The organism is Arsenophonus nasoniae (genome assembly GCF_004768525.1).
Taxonomy (GTDB): domain Bacteria; phylum Pseudomonadota; class Gammaproteobacteria; order Enterobacterales; family Enterobacteriaceae; genus Arsenophonus; species Arsenophonus nasoniae.
In genome coordinates this window covers 1307260-1326000 of sequence record NZ_CP038613.1, presented here as the reverse complement: position 1 = coordinate 1326000, position 18741 = coordinate 1307260, and the positions used below count along the sequence as shown (strand labels likewise).

27 protein-coding genes and 3 pseudogenes are annotated in these 18741 nt (G+C 42.3%); all 30 read right to left on the bottom strand.

Annotation, left to right across the window (positions count from 1 at the left end):
• Nucleotides 1–256: 256 nt before the first annotated feature.
• Nucleotides 257–1018, bottom strand: a complete 762-nt coding sequence (locus ArsFIN_RS06490) for a phage tail fiber protein (protein ID WP_135677597.1) — start codon at nucleotides 1016–1018, stop codon at nucleotides 257–259.
• Nucleotides 1019–1041: 23 nt separating this feature from the next.
• Nucleotides 1042–1614, bottom strand: coding sequence for a hypothetical protein (locus ArsFIN_RS27260; protein ID WP_246067360.1), 573 nt, complete (start codon nucleotides 1612–1614; stop codon nucleotides 1042–1044).
• Nucleotides 1615–1671: 57 nt separating this feature from the next.
• Nucleotides 1672–2313, bottom strand: a complete 642-nt coding sequence (locus tag ArsFIN_RS06480) for a hypothetical protein (protein ID WP_135677596.1) — start codon at nucleotides 2311–2313, stop codon at nucleotides 1672–1674.
• A 9-nt stretch (nucleotides 2314–2322) separates the two neighbouring features.
• Nucleotides 2323–2631: a hypothetical protein gene (locus ArsFIN_RS06475; RefSeq protein ID WP_135677595.1), complete on the bottom strand. Its 309-nt coding sequence runs from the start codon at nucleotides 2629–2631 to the stop codon at nucleotides 2323–2325.
• A 102-nt stretch (nucleotides 2632–2733) separates the two neighbouring features.
• Nucleotides 2734–3039 carry a phage tail tip fiber protein gene (locus ArsFIN_RS26960; RefSeq protein WP_210409101.1) on the bottom strand — a complete coding sequence of 102 codons (306 nt, stop codon included), beginning with the start codon at nucleotides 3037–3039 and terminating at the stop codon, nucleotides 2734–2736.
• Nucleotide 3040: 1 nt separating this feature from the next.
• Entirely contained in the window at nucleotides 3041–3646 is a 606-nt protein-coding gene (locus tag ArsFIN_RS27255) for a phage tail tip protein J-related protein (protein WP_246067358.1), read from the bottom strand.
• A gap of 1 nt (nucleotide 3647) precedes the next feature.
• Entirely contained in the window at nucleotides 3648–4295 is a 648-nt protein-coding gene (locus ArsFIN_RS27250) for a phage tail protein (protein WP_135677594.1), read from the bottom strand.
• On the bottom strand, nucleotides 4273–4614 hold the full coding sequence (locus ArsFIN_RS27245) for a hypothetical protein (protein WP_135677593.1): 342 nt from the start codon (nucleotides 4612–4614) through the stop codon (nucleotides 4273–4275). The genes ArsFIN_RS27250 and ArsFIN_RS27245 overlap by 23 nt, the downstream gene beginning before the upstream one ends.
• Before the next feature lie 8 nt (nucleotides 4615–4622).
• Nucleotides 4623–4757 (bottom strand): hypothetical protein, encoded by a 135-nt coding sequence (locus ArsFIN_RS28155; RefSeq protein ID WP_276489390.1) that lies wholly within the window; start codon nucleotides 4755–4757, stop codon nucleotides 4623–4625.
• A 104-nt stretch (nucleotides 4758–4861) separates the two neighbouring features.
• The gene (locus ArsFIN_RS27240) at nucleotides 4862–5344 is read right to left on the bottom strand and encodes a hypothetical protein (RefSeq protein ID WP_135677592.1); all 483 of its coding nucleotides are present in this window, start codon (nucleotides 5342–5344) and stop codon (nucleotides 4862–4864) included.
• Complete coding sequence (locus ArsFIN_RS06450; RefSeq protein ID WP_246067188.1) at nucleotides 5329–5676, bottom strand: DUF6950 family protein; 348 nt, start codon at nucleotides 5674–5676, stop codon at nucleotides 5329–5331. Before ArsFIN_RS06450 ends, ArsFIN_RS27240 begins: the two co-directional genes overlap by 16 nt.
• Before the next feature lie 69 nt (nucleotides 5677–5745).
• Nucleotides 5746–6282 carry an Ail/Lom family outer membrane beta-barrel protein gene (locus ArsFIN_RS06445; protein ID WP_135677590.1) on the bottom strand — a complete coding sequence of 179 codons (537 nt, stop codon included), beginning with the start codon at nucleotides 6280–6282 and terminating at the stop codon, nucleotides 5746–5748.
• A 134-nt stretch (nucleotides 6283–6416) separates the two neighbouring features.
• On the bottom strand, nucleotides 6417–6971 hold the full coding sequence (locus tag ArsFIN_RS06440; protein ID WP_246067356.1) for a hypothetical protein: 555 nt from the start codon (nucleotides 6969–6971) through the stop codon (nucleotides 6417–6419).
• Between the two features lie 110 nt (nucleotides 6972–7081).
• The gene (locus ArsFIN_RS06435) at nucleotides 7082–7594 is read right to left on the bottom strand and encodes a hypothetical protein (RefSeq protein ID WP_246067354.1); all 513 of its coding nucleotides are present in this window, start codon (nucleotides 7592–7594) and stop codon (nucleotides 7082–7084) included.
• A 3-nt stretch (nucleotides 7595–7597) separates the two neighbouring features.
• Entirely contained in the window at nucleotides 7598–7837 is a 240-nt protein-coding gene (locus ArsFIN_RS06430; RefSeq protein WP_135677589.1) for a hypothetical protein, read from the bottom strand.
• Nucleotides 7828–9723, bottom strand: coding sequence for a phage tail tape measure protein (locus tag ArsFIN_RS06425; protein WP_167876668.1), 1896 nt, complete (start codon nucleotides 9721–9723; stop codon nucleotides 7828–7830). The genes ArsFIN_RS06430 and ArsFIN_RS06425 overlap by 10 nt, the downstream gene beginning before the upstream one ends.
• An 89-nt stretch (nucleotides 9724–9812) precedes the next feature.
• Nucleotides 9813–10412, bottom strand: coding sequence for a hypothetical protein (locus ArsFIN_RS06420; protein WP_135677587.1), 600 nt, complete (start codon nucleotides 10410–10412; stop codon nucleotides 9813–9815).
• A gap of 282 nt (nucleotides 10413–10694) precedes the next feature.
• Entirely contained in the window at nucleotides 10695–11183 is a 489-nt protein-coding gene (locus ArsFIN_RS06410; RefSeq protein ID WP_210409100.1) for a hypothetical protein, read from the bottom strand.
• The gene (locus tag ArsFIN_RS28150; protein WP_276489416.1) at nucleotides 11149–11277 is read right to left on the bottom strand and encodes a hypothetical protein; all 129 of its coding nucleotides are present in this window, start codon (nucleotides 11275–11277) and stop codon (nucleotides 11149–11151) included. Before ArsFIN_RS28150 ends, ArsFIN_RS06410 begins: the two co-directional genes overlap by 35 nt.
• A 21-nt stretch (nucleotides 11278–11298) precedes the next feature.
• Nucleotides 11299–11781, bottom strand: a pseudogene (locus tag ArsFIN_RS06400) (phage tail protein).
• A 267-nt stretch (nucleotides 11782–12048) separates the two neighbouring features.
• Nucleotides 12049–12180 carry a hypothetical protein gene (locus ArsFIN_RS28760; protein ID WP_407062025.1) on the bottom strand — a complete coding sequence of 44 codons (132 nt, stop codon included), beginning with the start codon at nucleotides 12178–12180 and terminating at the stop codon, nucleotides 12049–12051.
• Nucleotides 12177–12332 carry a hypothetical protein gene (locus ArsFIN_RS27235; protein WP_246067353.1) on the bottom strand — a complete coding sequence of 52 codons (156 nt, stop codon included), beginning with the start codon at nucleotides 12330–12332 and terminating at the stop codon, nucleotides 12177–12179. The genes ArsFIN_RS28760 and ArsFIN_RS27235 overlap by 4 nt, the downstream gene beginning before the upstream one ends.
• Nucleotides 12333–12544: 212 nt before the next feature.
• Nucleotides 12545–12883 (bottom strand): phage head closure protein, encoded by a 339-nt coding sequence (locus ArsFIN_RS06385; RefSeq protein WP_135677586.1) that lies wholly within the window; start codon nucleotides 12881–12883, stop codon nucleotides 12545–12547.
• 101 nt (nucleotides 12884–12984) lie between these two features.
• On the bottom strand, nucleotides 12985–13197 hold the full coding sequence (locus ArsFIN_RS06380) for a phage head-tail connector protein (RefSeq protein ID WP_246067352.1): 213 nt from the start codon (nucleotides 13195–13197) through the stop codon (nucleotides 12985–12987).
• Nucleotides 13198–13212: 15 nt separating this feature from the next.
• Nucleotides 13213–14429, bottom strand: a pseudogene (locus ArsFIN_RS06375) (phage major capsid protein).
• A 16-nt stretch (nucleotides 14430–14445) separates the two neighbouring features.
• The gene (locus tag ArsFIN_RS06370) at nucleotides 14446–15096 is read right to left on the bottom strand and encodes an HK97 family phage prohead protease (RefSeq protein ID WP_135677585.1); all 651 of its coding nucleotides are present in this window, start codon (nucleotides 15094–15096) and stop codon (nucleotides 14446–14448) included.
• Nucleotides 15068–16297, bottom strand: a complete 1230-nt coding sequence (locus ArsFIN_RS06365) for a phage portal protein (protein WP_135677584.1) — start codon at nucleotides 16295–16297, stop codon at nucleotides 15068–15070. Before ArsFIN_RS06365 ends, ArsFIN_RS06370 begins: the two co-directional genes overlap by 29 nt.
• Before the next feature lie 8 nt (nucleotides 16298–16305).
• Nucleotides 16306–16473 carry a hypothetical protein gene (locus ArsFIN_RS26250; protein WP_167876667.1) on the bottom strand — a complete coding sequence of 56 codons (168 nt, stop codon included), beginning with the start codon at nucleotides 16471–16473 and terminating at the stop codon, nucleotides 16306–16308.
• Between the two features lie 10 nt (nucleotides 16474–16483).
• Nucleotides 16484–18220 (bottom strand): annotated as a pseudogene (locus tag ArsFIN_RS06360) (terminase large subunit).
• On the bottom strand, nucleotides 18220–18696 hold the full coding sequence (locus tag ArsFIN_RS06355) for a phage terminase small subunit P27 family (RefSeq protein WP_135677583.1): 477 nt from the start codon (nucleotides 18694–18696) through the stop codon (nucleotides 18220–18222). Before ArsFIN_RS06355 ends, ArsFIN_RS06360 begins: the two are co-directional and overlap by 1 nt.
• Nucleotides 18697–18741: the final 45 nt, after the last annotated feature.

Genomic DNA, 18741 nt, shown 5'->3' with positions numbered 1-18741 from the left:
GTCTTTTATTTGATACAAAAATAAATCTTTGTTTAAAAATAATATTAATAATCAATGAACTAATTAATATTATGGTAATTAAAGTTATTTTTATATACACAGTTATGTACAAATTAATTTTTCACCCCCGTGTGCTATCTTTACCATTATGCTTAGAGCAAAACCGCTATCTCACACAAAGCCACTTACACGCAACTAACAGTTAATGGTTAACAACTTCCACCAATGCTGCTAATAGGATGCCCCTGTGATGGGGCTATTTGGTTTGCGCGTGTTGCTGATTCCAGATTGAATCAACCGGCATCTCTACCCTCACATCTAGCCATGTCGATGGCGGAATATCACACGGCTCACCATCGATATAATAAGTTGGTTTTCCATCAATAATTTCTTTAATCCGCCAGTTCTGAAAATCTTCTGGTAAATGCGAGTGTTGGCGATGAAATGTTTGAATCTCGATGTTACCATTAGATAAAATTTTGTCTCTGACGTAGATAAGTTCTAAGCCATTAATATCTTTAGGTACTGAAACACCTCCATTCACACCCCATGCGCCGTCTGAGTTATAGCCCAATACTCTGGAAATCAAATATTTTCCTGTATCGAGTCGTTGAACAATCGCGCCTTCTGACTCCTCATTCGTTCCAAAATTCCCATTAGGATAAATTTTAATAATCGGTGAGGCTTTTTTGATAAAACCATTACCATCAACCGTTGTGTTATTTTCACTCCATTGCTTTTTTAACTTAAAAGACTGTTTATCCGCCAAATGGATAGCTGTCCATGTGTTCCCATAACCATCTAGAAAGAGAAAATAAAAACTATTCTTATCATACTGGAGTCTAATTCCTGAACCCCATTTACCATCAAAGCGGTCATCATCATAACCAAGATTACTAAAAAAACCACAGCCTCCTGTTATCGATTCATTTCCTCTTTCATAAATAGTTGTACCGCCTAATCCAAAATCACCCATCTGTATCAAGGTACCATCCTTATCCTGAAAGGTATGGGACACAACCTTATCCCCGTGCTTTGAATTTATTTTCCCGCATTTAATTGCACATTACCGTTAATTTCACCGCCCGTTTTATCAAATTTTTTATCTAACTTTTCGCTTATTTCTACAACATCTTTAGCATCTGCTTTGCCTTTTACTGTTTCCTTGATTTCATCGATAGCACTTGAGTCTGCTTTTCCTTCGACTAATTCTTGCAGTGCCTTGATTGACTCTAACTTAACCGTTTTGCCACTGGGTAGCGTAAGTTCAACGACACCGTTTTCCCCCATCCAGGTATCCATGTTTTGCAGAAAGTAGAGGATGTATGTGTTAGCAGCAACAAGTGCTCTTGCCGCATCAGAATTATTATTGGGTTCAGTGAGATTAATGCTGTAAGTGGTATCTGTTGCGCTAAAAGTCGGCTTATCTGCTAACGTTAATTCAGTATCACTGTTGACTGACAATATCATGTAAGGATAGTTAATATTACCATTTTTAATCAGCATTAACATGCCAGGTGATACCAACGGATTATTACTGTTCCATTTTGTGCCTGTGCCTTTGACAATAGAAGAGCCTGACACGACAGTTACGGTGCCATCTTTATAAATCATGTTTTTTCCTGAAATTTTGATATAGAAAATCGCAATTAAACGATCTCTATGAATTGGTTACTTCCATCTTGGATAAGCGTCAGGCGCATAAGCCATCACCGCACCAAAGTTATTATTGTACCCCCAACCTTTACAGCCAAAACTAGGACCGGTCCATTCTGTGATTGCGATAATGCCATCTTTTGAAACACTATAACCATTAACGAATGCCAATGCTTGATTATCAGGCTCATAAACGGCAGTAATATAGACTAAAGTCATTTGACCGAAATAGCCTGGTTTTGGAAATGGGCCGAAAACGATATCATCTATTTTTAAGGGTAGATGACTGGACGAATAAAATAATTCCTTTTTTTCGTTGTGAATTTTCAAAAAACCTTTGTCATTGCTGTCATTAGGTAGTTGGGGTCTATAAATATAAACATTTGTCGTATTGTGCGCGCGGATAGCAAATACATTTCCTTGCTTGATTGCCTCCGTATAGGTTGAATTTTCACCCTCCCTCCTCGCATTACGATGAAATACCAAATAGCTATTCAAAATGTTTGGATGATTTACGCTATATCTTAAGTTTTTGAACCCTTGCACATTTTGATCTGGCGTACCTTCCCTGGAAAAATCGATTAATCTTTCCAAGACATAAGTGACGGAAGTGAAAATCCCAAGTTCTGCACCATTTACTTTTATTACCGGTTTCATAAATTAACGTTAAATCAGTTTAAAAACATGAATGATAGGTATCGTTGCACATCCAATACAAAAATTCGTATAATTCCAGCTAACGATATTTCCATATATATGGACGTTCTCAATTGCTGGATATTTATTACCGGTATGGGCAATATCAATGCGAGGAACCGCAACTATTTTTCTGCCACCTTTAAGAAAACGCTGATCGAATTGAAAGCTGTTTTTTTTAAAATCAACTTCTTCTGAATGGATAACAAAGCCGAATGATTGAAGAATATTATCTATTTCTCCGCCATCATGATAAATATTAAATTTGGGGATTAGCATCTTATCACTCCAACGCAATTTCTATTCTAACCTGCCCCTTTTCGTCATAAAGACGTAATCCGGTGCCATCAAAGGTAAATCGACTATCTTTACTATTCGAGTTCATCTCAAAGCGATTGTTTTTAGCATCAAGGATGAATCCAGATTTTTCAGGTAGGTAGTTTTGGGATTGTATTTTGTCGATAACGACAACGCTATTGAGCCAGCTTCATTAATGAACGCTTCATTAATAAAAACCTGTCCATCTTGCAGATACATAAATAAATCCATTTTCCCGTTGCTAGGATTATAAAAAGCAAATTGTTGCGCATTAAACCCCATCACAGTGGTTACTTTTTCGTTTTTTAATTCCGCACCTATCACCATTCCTGCATCGTAAGAAACGCCATCATAAACAATCTTAACCAAGTTAGTGAAAGTTGCAGAAGCCTCGCCTTTTTTTCATGTCATACTTAGCTTGTAGCGAATTCTGAGCGGCTGCCCATGACTTATCCGCTGTCGCTCTGACTTGATGGATAGACTCGGCTAAGGCTTTAGTCTCGGTTACCACATAATTGTCAACCCTGACGATTTTCGCCTTCATCTTGCCGTTTTGACGCATGAAGTACTGCGTATTGCCGTTGAGTCCCTTCGCGTTTTCCAGTATGGCCTCTGTGCTGCTATCTATTCCTTTCTTTAGCTGTTTAATGGCTTCCGTATCGTTAATTTTTTTGTCTATTTCATCAAGAATATCGCTCGCTACGCTATTTGGAAAACCTGATGCTTCAACAAACGCCGATTTACCGTAACTGTTTATCGTGCGAATATAGAAAAAATATTCATGACCAACTTTAAGATTTTCCTGTGTCCAACGTTGGCCCTGGCCGATTTTCTTTGCATTCGTGATAACTTCATTCTCAGACTTATCTTTCAGTTTTTTGTCGCTAAACCAGAATTCAAAGTTACTGCCATAGGCCGCTGAATCGGCAATTGTCGGCACGACCGTTAATAAAGACATACCCGGAGTAACAGACACGCTAACAGGAGGGCGGCGCTTCAATCGCAAAATCAAGAATAGTAGGCTGAGAAATTGCGCCAGCCGCGTCAACTGATCTGACTTCAGCACGGTAAGTGCCTCTCGGTAGCCCTGCAATATCAACCCGCTCTCCTGGAACCTGAATTGTCTGTATGACCTGACCATTTTCAATAACATTAACGGTGTTATACCGAACATCTGCTGCGGTGTTTTCCCAGCTCAAATAACCCTGTACAACATCGCCAATCGTCGTTGGCACAAAAGCCAGATTTATAGGTGGGGCGACTCCTATGGGTAATTCAGTAAACGGCGGGGCTTTAGAAGGTTTACCGATAATATCTTCGTAAATATAAGCACCGTCTTCCTCTAACAGAATTTCTACGCCCTCTTGCGGGTGAAATTTCCACTCTGCTATACGAAATTCAGCATCCTTAATACCAAGACTGGGTAAGTTAAGCAAAACAACATCACCAGGCCGATAAGCATAACCATCCAGATTCATGGTAAGCTGAACCCTGCGACCCGCGCGCTTTTTGCGTAAATAAAGATTGGCTAAACGCTGTGCCTGATAAGGACTGGTGACAAAGCGATAATCGATATTTTCTTTAATTTCCAGCCCGTCTTCATCAACCCACTCCTGTACAATCACCGGCGGAAATCTGTTTTGATATATTGTTGCTCAGCATCAATAAACGTACCGTATATCGCATTAGTCGCTTCGCGCAGGGACAATTCAGGGTAATATTGACGGTATCAATGATTTGGTTGGCTTCAATACGCAAAGTAGCCGGTCCGTTATAAGACTGCATTAAAATGCCGTGCTTACCCGCGATATAAGTGGGTTCTGCCGCAATGCATTTGTGCATATTATCTAGCACTGAGGCGGGTGACTCGGATAAATCATAAGCACCGTTCAGGGTATAGCGGGGTTCAGTACCATCCGCCGTTTTAGTCGACTCATCACACAAGTCAGCCGCTACTTTAAACGCCGAAAATCAATATCGGTATCCGGTACCTTTAAGTAACGACGATAGTAATCAAGAATAACCAGTGCCCCATTATTGCTCCATGTCGTTTTATGGGTTCTTGGATCAAAATCTCTTTGCCCCAAATTTCAACTTTTATATTAGGGATACCTTGTGGGTACTTCTCATCATCATGGTAAAGGGTAAATCTTAACCATGCCAGCCCCTGCCAATCATATCCTTTTTCCAGCTAGGAGCCTCTGAGTAAATAAGGATCGGCATCTTTCCTGTCGTTATGCAGTTCGTACTCAGCCGCTTTACCAAAAGAATCTATCAGATCATCATTAAACCAGATGCGACCAACACGACTGATTTTATGTCCGGCCAGTGCAATGGCCATATAGAGTATGTAATTTATTCCGCCTATAACTGGAATTTTAACTTTTTTAGTTTCAGCAAAAAAGAGTAATCCTGAACAGACTGTTTTACCCATGATGACAACTTCTGATGCGGACGCCGAACGTAATATTTGCTTACGTTCGGCTTGATCGCGCGCAGGATCAGGCGGCTTTTGTTGGAACAACAATGATCCCGCCGTTTGAACGGCAAGACCCGCCGCAATTAACCCCAACCCCAATCCACCGGTAGCAATTACGCCCGCTATCATTAATCCGGCACCAATAATACCGGTAATCGAGTTTCCAATGCTGCCTGGCATTACGTCACCCTCCATGCCATCACGATTTTTTTATCAACCGGTCTTGCGCCATGGTCAGTAACTGCCCAGATTTTACCCGCCCAAATGACTCCCATGGTCAACCCCTCATCACCATCAAACATCACAATGTCCCCCCGTCCTGCTTCCCCATCCTGGAGCACATTGAAAAACAGCCCCCAGAAATACTGAAGTGTGCCAAATTCATTTTTCAATAGCCGAAATGCACTCGCTTTGCTGTTATAACGCCCCCGAACGGATGAACACGGATCAAAGTCACAAATAGCTATTACGCAGTCAGCCGTAAATAAACAGCAGTCATGCTCACCCCATGAAAAAGGGCGACTCATCGCCGCCCTTAAAGTTTGGGGTAATCTGGTTACCCAATTTTTATGTCGCATTTTGATATCAATTAAAATTTAGAACCGGAAACCTGCACCAAGCATCCAGGTGCCGACTTTAAAATCACCGAATCTGGTGTATTCATAAGAGGCATCAATGGCAATATTTTCCACTGGATTAAATTGCAAACCAACACCACCAACTAATCTGCTTTCAGAACCACTTTCGCTATCATTAAATGTTTTTACTTTCGCTTTACCATGTGCAATACCAATTAAGCCATACGCACTCATATATTCATTAAAACGATAAGCGGGCCCGACACTGAGTGAGTAGTAATCGATATCGACGGTTGAATAATCAGAAAAATAATAACCTTTATGCGTATAAGCAAATGAACCCATCACACCCCAGTTATCATTGAACTCATGACGGGCTTTAATATTGAAACCTTTTGCACTATCATTAAGGTCAAAATTTACATCACCAACACTGACCTTAATGTTACTTTGCGCATAACCCATTGATAGGGTATTATTTCCTTCCGCATTAGCGCTAAATGCGATAAATGTAAGAATAGAAGCTATCGATGATATCAATAATATTTTTTTCATTTTTTTCCTGCTATTACTAAAAATAAATGATTAAAACAAAGCAACATAATTTGCATTGCGTATCGCAAATTATCATATAAGTTTATTCGTATTACATTTAAAATCTATTTCAAAATAGATATATTTGAAATTATTTACTTATAAACAAACCCCGGTGAATCCTTTTTACCACCCCAATAAATCGCCCGCTCAGCCATTTGCGCCACATATCTGAAGATACGGTCGTCACTTTTCCGTTTGCGCCATGACTCATCCGTGAATCTGTCCGGTAGCCCCATCGACCAACGTTCAAAACGATTGGATACGGTCACCGCTACTGCATTTTCTTCACCGCTCGAAACGCCAATATGCGAAATCTGTCCGGCAAAAATCACCTCAGCAATCGCAGGCTTTCCTTCCAGATTGATGGCAATCAACATTAAACGAACATTTCTGCCGCGACTGCGTTCATTCATCACATCACCGACCAGCATCGAGTCAAAGCCAGAAAGGGATAATATTAATTGCTGTGGACTGGTTGTATTTTCCTCTTTTACATTTTCAACTGCACCGAATTTTCCAACACCCTCGTAAACTTCACCCGCAATAATGATATTGCCAACACCGGTATGATTTCTAGCTACCCCTGACTTAAAATCTAATCTTGCAGCCATTACTAATTCATATCCGTCATTAATCGCTTTAACCATGTTGTTAGAAAAAAGGATGGTATAACATCAGTAAAGCGCCTCCTCAAACTCCAAAGTAACATGAGTAAACACGCCTGGACGATACTGAAAACTACCCTGATCATTAGTCGTCAGTTTAAAATGCCAAACGGTGACAGGGTTTCTAATTTATCATTAACTTTTGGCGCATATCGCAGCATCGGTGAAATGGGAATTGACGCATTACCGTTAGTATCACTGAAGACATTATCCGTAACTATTTTCAGCTCATCGCCAATCGTTAAATAATCCCTTTTCTGATGACAATTAAATTTTTTTCCAGCCTCGGTAAGCAATATCCTGCCGGTTTGGTTTGCGGTACGAATTGCTGGAACACCTCTTTCCACCAATCCTTGTCGTATCCAGTGACTAATTTTAACCCGACCACTTTCGCCGTCAAGTTCAGCAGTCAATGCTTCAAGTTCACGCGACTTAGTCTCAGTCAGGTTATTGAAAGTTAAGCTACACCGCCAGCGGCTACCGGGATATCTGACCGTTTGTGCGCTGCCGGTAAAAGTTGAAACAAAGGTTTTACTATTACTAACTAGTTGCCAATTCATTGATGAAGGCACAACCTCTTTTGGCCATTCAATAACCGATGCCATCAGTTAACTCCCTAAAAGTTTCCGTATACGTCCATTAGTCGCAAAATCTCGCTGAATGCGTGCGAGAGCATCATCTGCTCCCTGTTTTGCTGCGCGTTGGGTTATTTCTCCAATGACTTTATCGCCATTACCGGTCACATTGATAACCTGATGAATATGGATAGTGCTTACATCTTGGGTCTCTGATGAGCCACCGACTGCTTTGACACCCAGCGAACCATCACGCCCTCGAGTTAACGGCATAATGGCTTCAGGCCCGCTTCACCCATTAACCCGATTCCTTTGGCAAATGGGAATAACGTCGGCGAATCCACAACACGATTACTATAGGCACTTAACCCTGACGAACGATAAACACCGCCCAGTGCATTGGCTCTTATGCCAAGAAAACTGCCAAGACCAGAACCACCCAAACTTGACTCCAACGCTTTAAATATCATCATTTTAACAATCATGCGCGTTATATCATTGACCACCGATTGCGCAAAATCAGAAAAATTAAATTTACCTGTGGTCACAAAGTCTGCCAGGGTATTTGACATACCATCGAAAGCGTTTTTAGTGATATTACGCATGTTATCAAACACGTTTTCTGTTTCCGCACCGAAATCCTGCCAGCCTTTGGCTACGCCTTTCCCCCCATCTTGCGCCACCTTCGCCTTACTTAATGCAGCAGCTCTCACTATCTCAATCTGTTTTTGTTCTTCTTGCGCTAAAAACTGCGTCCGTTCTGCATAAAGTTGTGAGGTCTTATCTGAAACTTCCTTATCAAGCTGATATCGCCGATTACGAAAGTCATCCCTGACGCGTTGTTCTTCAAGCATCAAGTCATAATCCACTTTGGGCATCGTCATTTGCAGAATCTGATTTTGGGCTTCCTGCTGCATTTGAGTCGTACGTTTTGTGATTTCAAAATCCTGATCTGCAAATCGTTGCCTTAATGCTTTTAACTGTAATTCACGCTCTAATCCGGCATTGATTTGCAACTGTGTACGAATTTCATCCGCATGCGCTAACACACTCTTCTGTGATGCATTCAGCGTTCGCCCTTTTAATCGAGTGATTTCTTGCTCAAAGGCTGCCAATTTCCGTTCTGAATCGAGGAGTTTTTCATTTTCCATTAACTGCGCTTGTAAGGTCGCTGTTTGTTGTTGCAGTTGCTCAATTCGCTGACGCCCCGCATCAAGGGTTTCCCCGGACGTTTTTTGCGGGGAGGCGTACAGTTTGTCGAGTCCTTTAAGCGCTTGGGTGTACTCATTTAATGTTAAACTACCCTCTTTATAGCGTTGGTTGATTTCCTGCTGAATTCTGGCTCTTTCTTTCAGCGGATCTTTACCCGCATTAATGGCCGCATTAATTTGTGCAGCGGTTTCGATGGTATGAATGGCGAACTGACTTTCAGTTTTAATTTGTGCTTTGCGTTCTTCCAGTTGCCTAGCATAAATCGCATTTTCCTTGTCCTTTTCTTTTTGCAACACCTGATTATACAGTGTCAGACTTTGCGTTGATGCCGCCATTAACACGTTAAAACTACCGGTCAGATCATCGAGTGATCTTTTATGCGCCTGCGTTAAGCGCTCGCTTTCTTTAGTATTTTCCTGATTCTGTTTTTCGTAGGCATTTCTTGCAAGCGCTTTGGCTTCTTCAATTTGTCCCCGTCTTTCCAAGGCAGCAATTTGCTCGTAAATCGATTGCGTTAATACCACACCCTCAGCCGCGTAATTTCGCAAGGCTTTTAACGGTTGGTCACCGATTGCCGATAGCTTGCTGACCAACATATCGACGCTACCGCCCGACTCCTCAAGTTGAGCCCCAAACTCCGCCACGTCTTCCAGTAGCTTACCGCTAAACCCTGCACTTGCGGCAGAAGTCACCGCTTTATAGGCTTCGGCTGTCCCGCCTAGTCGATCTGCTAACAGATTCAATTCAACCGTTGTTGTCGATAAAAATAATCCGCCTTTTTGAATGGCTGCATAAAAAGACTTCTGCCTTTCTTCCGCTTCCTTAAACTGCGAATACAAATAAAATACTGACCCTGCGGTTGCCATCAAGCCAACATTGAGCGGCCCACCCATGAGATTAATAAGGTTACTGAAAGCGCCCGTTATTCCTCCGGTTACGCGCTGCAAAGCGGACAACTCAGTATTTGCAACGGCAAGCTGCTGCTTGGCTAAAGCTAATTGTCGCGTGCCCGTCGTTTCCGCTGCTTGCGCTGTCGTTAATTGCGCAGAAGCGGCGGCAGCTTTTGATTTGCGCTGACTTCAGCCAGATTTGCTTCGGCGATCGTTCTGGCGTTTGCCGCATTTTGCGCCGCATATGCCTTTTCAATTTCAGCCGTATTCAGTCCATTTTGGGCGTTGACCGCGCGCATTTTTTCAAGGTATTCATCAGAGGCAAACGCCTGTTCACGCTGCGCGATGGCCTGTGCTTTCATTACTTGCGCGGTTTTTAATCCCTGCTGTGCTCTGGTGGCATCTGCTTTGGCCGCTTCAATGCTAGACTGTGCATAATCTACCGCACTTTGCGCGGCTTCTTTCGCCATCTGCCGTTGAGTATCGAAAGTCGTGCCATGCGTAGCACCAAACAATCGTTCAAAAGCGGGTACTAACGCATTTGAAATCGTACTGGCAGCAACATTGCTGCCAGAAACCAGCTCCGTTAACACATGATGCAAATTTCCAAAGCCAACTGCTGCCTGTCCACTGGATTTTCTTATCTGATTTGACATCCTTGTCACTGCACGTTCACTTTGACTTGAGCCAGATTCAATCTGCTGAGCAAATTTTAGATTCATTAGCCGCAGAACTATAAGCATCATGAATTTGCGATTTAAAACTAGCAGAATTCAAATGTAACGCTACGGCCAGACTTGCGACATCAGCCATTTAAAACCCTCATAACGTTATTACATTGTTGATTAACATCATTATGTGCAATGACTTCATTTTCCGTAATATCTGCGCCTTTGAGTTCACTTTCCAGCAGAAAAACGCTTGCCAGTGCGTCAATATTTCGTTCGGTAAAGCGGCGATTTTACGCGGGTCAGGTTGACCCCATCTATCAGCCAGTTGGAAAATAAAGCGTAAGCGAGCGGAGTCGGTTAGTTTTTTTTAGCGCCATCCAGACTGCCACAGCTAAATTGCTGAACAAACTTGAGGGCTTCAATCAATGATTGCGTGGATTTGGTAGCAATTAATTCCTCTGCGGTGGGCAATTCTTCTGTGGGTAAGGGTTGCCCTGCTTTATCGCAAATCGTTTGCAAAATCAGGTTTGCTCCCGCAATACTTGCCTGTGTGTTAGAGCCACTGTCTTGCGCCTGTTTTAACGCTTGCTCATAGGTATCTAGCTCTGCAATGGTTAAGCGGCGCAGATAAACATCAACATCAAAAATAGCGTGTTTTTCAACATAACTATCCGGTGCTAATAAACGTGATTTAAGTGATGACATGCTATTTACCTTATTCTTTTCTTCTAATGCTCTGACACGTTTGGTGAGCGCATCAAGTTCTGATGACAAATCCTTACCGGGTTCGCCTTTTTCTCCTTTATCGCCCTTATCCCTTTTCGGGTAAGGTATTAAGTGCTTCAAAGTTGTCATTGGTTTTACTAAAAGCATCACGTAAAGTATCACCCGTTCCATCATCCGGTTTTGTGCCAATATTGATTTTTTTGATTTCTGCCATCAGTTTACTTTCCTCTTGGTGCTATCCGCCGTGAATTTTGTCGCATCGGCGGTTAAGGCTTTGGGGTACTGTTCCCCAGGTGAGATTATTCTGTTTCCTTTACCGTAATTTGAATGACTTCACTTGCTGGCGCACTAATCTCATTCATCTCCCAGCCTGACAGGGCCAAGATCATCGTGGCTGTCCGTTTATTGGGTAGCTCAATATAAAGCTGAACGGTTTCTCTATTTTGTGCCAAATTTAAAAATTCAGTAAAATCTTCATTTTCGGGGTCATCGATAAAACCTAGCGTCTTTTCCGGCCCTTCCGGTAAATCGGCTATATATTGTTTGTTGGTGTCAAGTAATGTGCAGTCTATAAAGCTTCCTGTTAATCCTGTTGCGCCTATTGCTCTACAGGTATCCAGAAGTTTCATTGCAGTCACTGCATCCCCACTTTGCCAAATTTAACCACGGTATTTTCGGGTAACTTAGCGTATTCCGGCGAACTTTTCTTTTCAGCCATAGTATTTCCTATTGTATTAACGATGTTTTCAATGCTGGCGCGAATTTCTGATGCTAAGGTATTAAGGATAAATTCACGGTGATAATCCAATGCGGGTCGATCGCGCTATCTGTTTAACTGTGCCAAACTCTTGCGCGTGCTTTCATCAAGGGCCAACTCCACTGTGACGACGGTTTGAGTTTTTCCTTTATTCTGCTGTTGTGCGTATTTTAATGCTATCTCGCATATGCTCGCCTGAATGCCTCGCATCAAAACCCGCATGGGCTTTCATATCGGCGAGCACGGGTTCATTACTTCACTCCCTGCTTTTCGTAAAACCTTAACCGCAACTTCATCGCCTAATTTTTTTAATACCGATTCAAGATCGCTTAATCCTTTCACTTCTACTCGATTTCTCATTTAGCATCCTCGGCATAGGTCAAAATAAAATCACGCGTGATCCGATAGCATATACGGTTTTCTGTCAGTTCTTCCCTGTCCTGAATTAAGTTACCGCGTTCAACATGTTGTACCGGATAGTCACCCAGATAACCGTGTTCAATTTTTCCCATTCCTCCTTGATTTTTCGCTTAGCCAGAGGGCTTTTCATAATCATTGAGTAACTGAACTGTTATCTGATATCGCGCCTGTACGAGCGTTGTTTTGCTAACCCCGTAAATACTTTCGGATCACTGATACGCTGATAAATGACCCTTCAAGCTGTTTTGAAGGAAGTTGAAGGGGAAAGCATCTAATCCCGTAATACGGCTTAAGTCTTTTAATATCATTTTCTATCATGGCGGATATTTGCTTCTGTGGTAATAATGAGTCGATCAGGTTGATTACGATCTAATGCTCTGACGGTAAAGCGACGTTGCCGATATTCAACCAGCCAATCAATATCAATATCGTTTCTTGGCCTTAACGTAAAACGTAAAGTTTCAATGACCTGTTCTTGATCAGCCGTGCGAATTTTCCGATTAGATATCGACTCCGCATGCGCCCAAACGGTGTTAACCGCTTCCATTTCAGTATACGGATCGCCCAAAGGACGATATTTTGTGATAGGCCGATACAAGGTAATGCGTTTATTAATTCGGCGGCTAACATCCTTCCCTCTCATCGGGTATATCCTATAATCGTTTAAAATTTCGTAAAATCCAGGGGAATTCTTTTAACTCCCGCGTGTCATACCAAAAGCCTACCGCCAATATCAATGCCTGTTTAATCAACGGCGTTATCACTAATTGGGTTGCGTTTTGCGTATTTTCTCTGAATCAGATAATGAACGGTTAAGGTAGTTTTCTGCTTTTCTTTGGCAGCGGCAAGGTACATCAATAAAAGCGCATCTTCCTCATCCGTATCAATACGACACTGAAGATGTAAATCATCAAGCGTAGGTAACATGCCAAACCTCAACTTTTGCAAAAGGGGCATATTGCCCCTCTTAAATTAACCACCTGCTCCACTGGCTTTGCCCTTCAATAATTTAATCGCATTACTATCCACTAACATAGAACCTACTCTTTTTGTCGTATAAAAATGAACAAACGGTTTATTGGTATAGGGATCTCTCAATACCCTGACACCAATACGATCTAAAATGGTATAGCAACGTTTAAAATTACCAAAAGCAACCGGAACATTGCCCGCACCTAAATCCGCAAACTGTTCATTTTCTGCAATACCGTAACCCAATAAAGCGGAGGGTTGTCCTAACTGCAAACCAGGTTGCCACAAATAATTACCTTGTGAATCTTTTAATGTTCTTACCTGAAATAATGTCTTATTATTCATCATAAACCGGGCATTAGTACGATAAGGTTTACGCAAGGTATAAATGAGTTGCATGATTTCATCAGCGGTAATTTCTGATGGTTTTTTAAGCATCAGGTGTTGCAGCGTTCCCCATTCACGTTCCATATCCGCTTTTCATCGCTCCCATAGGCTAACAATCCTTTCGGTTTTTTTTGACCATCACCGGATGTAAATGCCTGTTCTTCCTGTTGAGCAAACTCCTGCGTCAATTCTGACACGATAAATTGTTCAACATTAAAAAAACTATCATCAAGCATTCTTTGGGTAGCAGCTGGATTACCATAAATTTCACCCCAGACAGGTTCAATAACCCCTAATTTCGATGTCGATGTCTCCGGACGCTTATCCGTTTCACCGACCCAACCACTTGTCGTTCCGCCTTTATTAATTAACTTTTTATAATCGGGGGTACCAACCGTTAATACCTGACATTCCTGGCGCATCACAATTTCATCCCCCAACGCCTTGATGATATTGCGGTCTAATTCCTCAGGTACTGCATACCCCCCGTCAGGGTCTGTGGTCGTCTGCATGGCTTTTTTTTCAAGTTCAGCGAGTCCCTCTTCTTTACCTTTGCGGATGAACAGCGAAAAAGCCAATTTATGATCATTTATACTCTGGCTGCTTTTCATTGCCTCAGGACGTTTTAACGCCACTAATTCTTCTTCAAGCGAGGATTTTAACGCATCGAGTTCACTGAGTTTAGCATTCAGTGTTTCAACATTTTCCGATAGCTTACCCTTCTGCGCTTCAATAGCTTCAATACGTTTATCATTTTTTTCTTTAAATTCGTTAAATCGGTTTTGTAGCTCTTGTGCTACCAGTTCAACATCTTTCTTGTCTATTGGCATAATTTACCCTTATCTTTTAAAATATAATGGATTTCAAGGCCGCTAACAGATCGGTTTCAACGTCTCGCTGAGACAAAGCAAGGTAGCCTTCCGCCATGAATTTTTTTGCTTGTGTTCGAGAAAGTCCAACATCACGCAGGACTCGTTCAATCTCTTTTGGTGCGGGAATTTGACCTTGCGCAAATACTGATTTGATCGTATTAATCCTCGCTTCATCATTCGCTGGAAAGGTCACTAAACTCACCTCCCATAAATCTATCTCTTTAATCAAAAAGACCCCTTTAGTGCGTTCGTATTCGCCATCTTTAAGCACATACCCAATAGAAAGGCCGGATAGTGATCCGGCCTTCATGTGCGCATGGGCTCGCTTGGCTAAAGGGTCATCTTCAATGAGCAATTTTCCTTTGACAAATAACCCTCTTTCATCCTCCCACATTTCGGTATAGACCCCTATCGGTTCATCCATGCGGTGCTGCCAAAGAAGGGCAGGAAAACTATTTTTACATCGCCAATGCGTTAGTGATGTTTCAAATGCGCCTCGCATTACGATGTCATCAAAACTATCTTTTACCCCAAAAACAGAACCATAGCCGGAAAACTCACCCGATTCAGTCACTGATTTTAGACTCAGCGGCATATCAAACCGCTGTTTTATCATTATTGTCATTCGATTTATCCTCGCTAAACTCGGTAAGACTGGGTTTTGTTGTCATGTTCATCGGCGTTAAATAAATATCACCGCCTTCACGGGGGTTAAGCTCCTCCAGTTCGCGGCATTCATTTGGGGAATAAATTCCCCAATTAATTCCCGTTGCGTAAGCTGCAAACCGTGATTTCATATCACCACGTAATAACGCCCCAGTATTGAACTTAGCATAAAAATTTTTCTGTTTTTTTTCAGCGATTAACCCGATATTTATTCGCTGTTCAATGCGCGTTAGATAAGGAACCAGCGAATAGTTGATAAAACCAATACCCAGATTCTCAATATTATTAAACGTGGCTCTATCTGTATTTTGCACCATGTGCAACGGAACGCGAAAAATACGGCAGATTTCTTCCAGTTGAAACTTGCGCGTTTCCAAAAATTGAGCATCCTCCGCTGACAAACTAATTTGTTGCCACTTCAATCCCATTTCAAGGATCATCGGTTTATGCGCATTCTCAAGGCCTTGATGGCGGACTTCAAAGTCATTTTTTAATCGCTCATAAGCGTCATCTGTCAAATATTGTTCCGTTTGTAAAACCCCACTTGTCACTGCCCCATTTCCAAATAGACGTGAGCCATGCTCTTCTGTTGCTAGTCCAAGACCGATGGCTTGACGTGCATACGCAATTGGACTCAACCCTATTAATCCATCCAATGTAAAAATGCGAACATGCCATATTTCATCCTGACTCAGAATACGGCTTGTTCCATCTGGCAACGTGACTTGATATTCAATACCCCATTGAGGATTTAGCGTTGGTGCGACACTGTCAGGACTTAATGGAAGTAACTCAACCACTTCGCCTAAGGCCTTAACCTTATAGGCATAAAAATTGCCCCTCAGACACAAACTCGTTATTAATAATTCCCAAAACTCTTGTGAAGTCATATACCCATTTGGTTTTGCTGATAATAGCTGATGAAGCCTTTCTTTCGTGGCGCGTTGATTGCATTGTGTCGTTCGTTCATACAGGGCACAAGGCAGCATGCCGACAGATTCTGCTAATACTCTGACACAGCTAAATACCGCGGTTAGCTGCATAGCCAACCTAGGACTGACTCTACGACCGGCGTAAGTATCGTAAGAAAGCCCCACCAGATGACCAAGTTCCTGTGAAGTTATGTCACTTTTTTTGCTAAAAAGTCCTGGAAAAAACATAATGCCTCTTATTGTTTGATTTTTCGACTCATCATGTACGAAACCAAAAATGACCACAGTAAACAAAGAATACCGCCAACAATAAAACCAGCGGCGGGCAGCAATAACCAGGCACCGAAAGCCAATAAAATGGCACCAATAATGCCTGTGATAAATGAAAGCAGTGTTAATGTCATTGTGTGATCCTTAAAGCGATCTCAGTCCGTGGGAACTAATAATTTCAGAAAGCGAAGGTTGATGGTTCCCCCCATTGACTAATAATCGACTCATTGCGGTAAAAAGCGCACAAGGGCCATCAATCTTAGCTTCTGCCGTTGACTTATTTGGGAAGATGTTGTCATTCTTGTCAGGTCTTACCGTCACATTAGACATCATCCAGTTCATTACAGGGTGCTGGTTGTGGTGCAATTTACCGGCATATACCAATGCTTCCACTGCTTTCATTGCTTCTGACAGATTTCTGACTGTTTGAGAAACTTCAACCAGTGGTAGGCCTTCTTCTGCGAGTGATAAGCCAAATTGCGTTGCACTCCAGGGATCAAATCCTATTTCTTTTAATGTTTGTCCTGAGACCCACGTAATGATTTCCTCTTTGATTTGATTGTGATCAACCACTTCACCATCAGTCAGGGTTAATACCCCCATCGCTGACCATTTCCGATAGAGTTCTGCAATTTGTCGAGAACAACGCGCTAGCCTGTCCTCTGGCAGCCAGAACCTGGCATCAGTATGAACATGACCATTGTTTGCCTGCCAGACTTTGACGGCCGCACAAATATCAATTTTGTTAGCCAAATCAACACCGACCCACATCGGATAGGTTTTTAGCTCGTGCATTGGGGCGACAGCAGAGAGATCTGTCCATTTGAGCATATCCATCCAGGCTGACTCTGCACTCACCCAAACGTTGGCGTGCTTTGTTATAAAATTCGTCCTAGCTGAAACCTGCTCCTGTGCTTTTTTTGCAAGGCGGCGCATATCATCCCATCGCTTGCAAATACCTAATCCAGGATTGGCTTTTTGCCACATCTTCTCGTCAAACGGATCATCTTTCTTGTCTAGGGTATAAATAATGCCAAAGAAGGAATCGTCTTCAACCTGCCCCTGTAAAACCTTGATGGCATAATCGCGTAATTCGTAGCATATGCCTTCTTTATTAAATCCAGCGGTGGTAATACCGAAGAGCAAGGATTGTAATCTTGCACCTGTTGCCGTCTCTAATACGTCCCAAACATCACGCGTTTTGTGTGCGTGCAGTTCATCGACAATACCGCAATGGATATTTAACCCGTCCAAATTATTTGCATCGCTGGATAGTGGTTCGAATTTTGAAGCGGTGACTTCTTGATAAATCGCTAATTTATTGAACTCAAAACATTGACCAAGGGTATGTTTAGCCTTCCTTATCATGTTTTTTGCATCTTCAAAGACAATGCGAGCCTGATCACGAGTCGTGGCGGCTGAATAAACCTCTGCGCCACCTTCGCCGTCTGATCCGGTCATATAAAGTGCAATACCTGAAGAAAGCGTTGATTTGGCATTCTTACGGGCAACTTCGTTATAGGCGGTACGAAAACGTCTGACCATCACGACTCGTCCACTGCCATCATTACGGATTACCCTTTCCCCCGTTTGTTCATCGACTAAAGGGATAACAAATCAAAAAATATTGATTAGGATAAAAATATGCCAATCCATCAATTTTATAGTTTGACCGGCAAGATTACCTTTTACATGGGGCACAAACTGATAGAAATTAAGGATATGTTGTGCGCGGGGGAAGCTAAAATAGATACCCCGTTCTTCACCATGCTCAAGGTCATTCAAAAAGCGTTGACACGCCAATCGTACATATTCACACGCGATGATATCACCCGACACAGCGCGTTGTGCATAGCTAATGCCTTCCGCTACTTTTGCCATTAGTCTATCCTGCTTTTCAAAAATTCGACAAACGGATCTATTTCGTTTGAAGCCTTACCGTTTACTTTTGACCTGCTAGCGGGGGTCATGCCGAATTCAGCTTGCATTCTGCAAATGCGCTTCCACGCATCGGCCATCATGGCAACTTGCGGATGTGGACGGATCATGACGTTGCCGTCAGTGGATGTTGTCTTGTAGGTCTCGCCTTCTTTGTCAATAACATCTCGATGTTTTCGCCATTCGACATACGCCCCAACCAGCAATTCCAAAGCCATACCATCGATAGCAGTAATAACGCCTATCGCATCTAGCCGTTCGCAAAGAACCTTAAACCAGTAGCGTTCTTGCTTGTTAAAGTGTTTTGGTGTTGGGGGAACCCCTTTTTCGGGTTTTGGCTCATTTTTATTAATTGCCCTTTTTGAAGGATTACCCCTTATCAAACGTAGATGTGTCGGTGTTTTTGGGGGTCCAGACATAATTTAAAATTCCTATTAATCGCGCAATTGGGATACCTATAAAAA